3 protein-coding genes are annotated in these 2521 nt (G+C 44.5%); 1 reads left to right on the plus strand and 2 read right to left on the minus strand.

Annotated features, from left to right (window positions below):
- Positions 1-133: 133 nt before the first annotated feature.
- Positions 134-757, plus strand: coding sequence for a sigma-70 family RNA polymerase sigma factor (locus tag Q0668_RS04465; protein WP_298860399.1), 624 nt, complete (start codon positions 134-136; stop codon positions 755-757).
- Positions 758-760: 3 nt separating this feature from the next.
- On the opposite strand, the gene Q0668_RS04470 is transcribed toward Q0668_RS04465, so the two are convergent.
- Entirely contained in the window at positions 761-1825 is a 1065-nt protein-coding gene (locus Q0668_RS04470; RefSeq protein ID WP_298860402.1) for a TIGR00730 family Rossman fold protein, read from the minus strand.
- Between the two features lie 58 nt (positions 1826-1883).
- Positions 1884-2249, minus strand: a complete 366-nt coding sequence (locus Q0668_RS04475; RefSeq protein ID WP_298860405.1) for an STAS domain-containing protein — start codon at positions 2247-2249, stop codon at positions 1884-1886.
- Positions 2250-2521: the final 272 nt, after the last annotated feature.

Below are 2521 nucleotides of genomic sequence, written 5' to 3' on the forward strand. Positions count from 1 at the left end.
GGTCTGGCGCAAATCGCATGCCAAAGCGAAGGAAGTCATCTGGGAAATGCGGGATTAACCGATCAAGAACAGTGTGAAAAGCAGGGCATAAACCAGGCATAAATCACTTAATTACCGGAAGTATGAAAATTTCATGACGACTGATATCGAGGCACTCATCGAACAGATCAAAAAAGGCAGCGAGCCGGCTTTGCTCGAATTTATTGAAGCACATCGCGCTCCGCTGTTAGGCTTTATTAATAAGAACATGAGCGATGGGTTAAAAAGTAAAGTGGAAGCAGTAGATATTCTGCAGGAAGCTTCGTTAAGCGCTGTAGAATCATTAGAGAAAATGGATTTTGAGCAAAAAACGCCTTTCAATTGGCTCTGCCACCTCTCCGAGAGAAAAATCATTGATAATCATCGAAAATTTTTCCAGGTCCAAAAACGAGCAGCCGGTCGGGAAGTCAATCAACGAGCAGATGAAGCTGGTGCAGGACAGGGTTTCATGGATCTGCTGATTGCCAGTATTACCAGTCCCAGTCAGGCTTTTGCACGTGGTGCTAAGGAAATGAAACTACTTTTGGCGCTGGAAAGTTTGCCAGAGGAAAATCGAGAAGCCATCCGCCTGAAATATGTAGAAGCGCTCCCTACGAAAGAGATCGCTGCACAATTAAATAAATCAGATGTCGCTGTTCGCGTGATGATCAGTCGGTCTATGGTAAAACTTCAGGAGATTCTGAAAAACGAAGATGAATTTAAAAGTCTACTGGGATAGAAACTATTCTACCTCGGCATCATCATGAATGGGCGTCAGTTCGTTATTGATCATGTTGATCATTTGTCGAAGTCGTCCCAGGTTTTTTCGATTGAAGAGCAGTGAAATTCGGGGCAAGTCATCAAGATGGGCATCATCTTTTTCTAACTCATGTGTGTCTACTTTCGTAATGATGCCCGATTCGAGGATGTCTTTGAATTCATCGTTCAGTTTTTCAATAAATTCATTGCCTGGTTCAACGTGTAGTCGTATAACCAGTCGTCCTTTCACATACCGCATACTATTGTAGACACTGTAAAAGCCGATCACTTCATCGACGGCATCCTCGATATTTTCCGTGATATAAAACAGGGATAAATCTTCTTCCGAAATCAACTCTTGTTTTAGAAGATTGTTTCTTAGAAATGTTTCCCAATCTTTCCAGTATGTACCGCCGGGTGTTTCCAATAGCACAATCGGCATGGGATCGCGCTTTCCTGTTTGCACTAACGTCAGTGTTTCAAACGCTTCGTCCAGTGTACCGAAACCGCCCGCGCAGCAGACGATAGCATGGACTTCTTTTACGAATAGAAGTTTGCGTGTGAAGAAATAATTTAAGTTAACCAGCTTTTCGTCTTTATGAATGACATAATTGGGTTCCTGTTCAAAGGGCAGCATGATATTTACGCCCATAGACATATCAGTGCCAGCTCCTACATGAGCGGCTTCCATGATTCCTGGACCAGCCCCGGTTACAATCATCCATTTTTCTTCGGCCATTCTACGACCAAACTGGAGTGCCTGTTGATAAGCGGGGTCATCGGGATGCGTTCTGGCCGAACCGAAAACGGTCACTTTCCGCTGCTTGCGGTAGGGGGTAAATACCTTGAATGCGTATCTGAGTTCTTTGAGCGCCCGATCAAGAATCTTCAGGTCGCCGCGAGTGGCCTGATCCTGTTGTAATTTATCTGCCGTCTCTTTGATACTGCCAATGATTGAATGCAGCGGATAAAGTTCCGTGCTATGCTCTGTTGGTAATACATCTGATTCAGAGACTTCAGGGCGCGTTTTTCGATATTTCCTCGCCATGAACTATTAATCCTTTAACACAACTGGTCGAGATGTCAGTCAGAGAGTTTAACGTCAATTAGCCCATCAGGGCTTCCAGGGCTTCGTCTCTGGTATTATAAATTGCCCAGAGTGTATCGAGAGCCGTGATTCGCAATAATTCGTTTGCCATCTTACTGGCACCGCACAAGACTAATTCGCCACCTCTGCTGCGGACATGTTTATGGCAACGTAATAAAAGTGCCAGAAAAACGGAGCCGAAATAGCTGACGTCGCTCAAGTCAAAAACCACCATGGGTATTTCAACTTCCTGTAACGGTGCCATCACGATGTCGGCTGCCTGCTCAATCAGATCCCAACTCATTGACTCGACATTGCTTGCTGGAATGATAACGACTGTATTTCCGTGCCATTCCAATTGAAAGTCGTCGTGGTAGTTAGCCATGTAGTAAGTTCCGCAGTGATTTGAATAATCTTTGGAAGAGAAATCTATTGTCATCTGAGTTTATGATACTGTGAACCTGGAATCGAGAACAGCCTTCCAGTACATCAAAAACAAGATTTCACACTTAACGGCCTGTAAACAGCCGGGAAGAGGGGCCAGAGTGTTGCGTTTGCCACCAATTCATCCAGATTTTAGCCTGTTCTGAATGTTTCATTTGAGGGGTCAGATTTGCAGGCTGCTCTGAAGCTGGGACCAGTTTTTTCAAGCTACTT

Source organism: uncultured Gimesia sp., from assembly GCF_937910335.1.
Lineage (GTDB): Bacteria > Planctomycetota > Planctomycetia > Planctomycetales > Planctomycetaceae > Gimesia.

Excerpts from the sequence above, each read along its gene's own strand:
- Q0668_RS04465 (WP_298860399.1), top strand. The coding sequence starts at position 134 with ATGACGACTGATATCGAGGCACTCATCGAACAGATCAAAAAAGGCAGC.
- Q0668_RS04470 (WP_298860402.1), bottom strand. The coding sequence starts at position 1,825 with ATGGCGAGGAAATATCGAAAAACGCGCCCTGAAGTCTCTGAATCAGAT.
- Q0668_RS04475 (WP_298860405.1), bottom strand. The coding sequence starts at position 2,249 with ATGGCTAACTACCACGACGACTTTCAATTGGAATGGCACGGAAATACA.